General features: G+C 34.0%; 1 protein-coding gene. It reads right to left on the bottom strand.

The window, feature by feature from the left end; translation table 11 throughout:
- The coding region (locus tag L6Q46_RS13950; protein ID WP_291284821.1) for an ATP-dependent DNA helicase RecG at positions 1 to 1,626 on the bottom strand (1,626 nt) is incomplete at its 3' end.
- Between the last annotated feature and the right edge of the window lie 54 nt (positions 1,627 to 1,680).

Raw genomic sequence — 1,680 nt, 5'->3', positions numbered from 1 at the left:
TTCTGAGAATCGACGCATTTCTTCGTCTTTATCAGCGGGTTTCATTTTTCCGTGAACGATAGAAATAGAATATTGAGGTAAAGGAAAATCTCGTGAAATACTTTCGTAACCTTCCATTAAATCCTTATAATCCATTTTTTCCGATTCTTGAATTAACGGATATACAATATATACTTGGCGTCCTTTCGCAATTTCATCTTTTAAGAATTTCCAAACTTTCAATCGGTTCGAATCGTAACGATGGACTGTTTGTATCGGTTTTCTTCCTGGAGGCAATTCATCGATGACTGAAATATCCAAATCACCATACAAACTCATAGCTAAAGTTCGCGGAATAGGAGTAGCAGTCATAACGAGAACGTGAGGAGGAACATCATTTTTCTTCCAAAGTTTAGAACGTTGTTCTACACCAAATCTGTGTTGCTCATCTATAATCGCTAAACCTAAATTATGAAATTGGACTTTGTCTTCCAATAAAGCATGCGTTCCAATTAAAATATCTAAACTTCCATTTTCAAGTTCTTCGTGGATGATTTTTCTATCTGAAGTTTTAGTTGAACCAGTTAATATTTTTATATTGATATTGAGTTCTTTAGATAATTCTGAAATCCCATTAAAATGTTGATTGGCTAAAATTTCCGTTGGTGCCATTAAGCAACTTTGAAAGCCATTATCTTTTGCCAAAAGCATGCACATTAATGCCACGATAGTTTTTCCAGAACCTACGTCGCCTTGTAATAAACGATTCATTTGAGCATTGCTTCCTAAATCATTTCGGATTTCTTTTAATACTCTTTTTTGAGCATTCGTTAAATCGAAAGGCAAATGATTTTTATAGAAATTATTGAAGTTTTCTCCCACTTTTTCAAACGGCATTCCTTTGATTTTGTGTTTGCGAATAAGATTCTTCGTAATCAATTGCAATTGAATGAAAAACAATTCTTCAAACTTCAATCGGAATTGCGCTTTTGCCAATAAATCTTGACTTTTTGGAAAATGAATATTGAATAAAGCCGCATTTTTTGGAATCAACTTCAATTCTTCTAAAAGATAATTCGGTAAATTTTCAGAGAACAAAGCTTGGGTTTCCACAAACAATTGTTGCATCATTTTATTGATGACTTTGTTCGAAATTCCTTTATTTGCTAATTTTTCCGTACTTGGATAAACCGGTTGCATGGCAGAACGAAGACTCGCTTTGTGTTCTTCTAACAATTCCATTTCAGGATGTGCCATGTTGTAAGTAGCGCCAAATTTGGTTACTTTTCCAAAAATCACATAGGGAACATTAATTTTGATACTTTCGCGAATCCATTTTTGACCTTGAAACCACACGAGTTCCATTTGTCCGGTTTCATCTACAAAAGTTGCAACTAATCTCGATTTTCCTTTGCCTTGTTCTACCGTTTTAATATTGATGATTTTTCCAACGATTTGAACTTCGGAATTGCTGTTTTGGAGTTCGTTTATCTTATAATAACGTGTTCTATCAATATAACGATTGGGAAATAAATTCAGTAAATCTGCATATTTATGAATGCCCAACTCCTTGCGCAATAAATCGCCCCGTTGTGGTCCAACGCCTTTGAGATATTCTATGGGAGTTTCGAGTAGATTCAAATTCAAGTGCAATTACAAGTTCAAAATTCAATTTTTGGAACACAGATTGGAGAAATTTTA

The sequence above is a fragment of the Flavobacterium sp. genome, assembly GCF_023151265.1.
Lineage (GTDB): Bacteria > Bacteroidota > Bacteroidia > Flavobacteriales > Flavobacteriaceae > Flavobacterium.
Note: the sequence above shows the minus strand (reverse complement) of the source record. Positions and strands in the feature narration are given on the sequence as shown.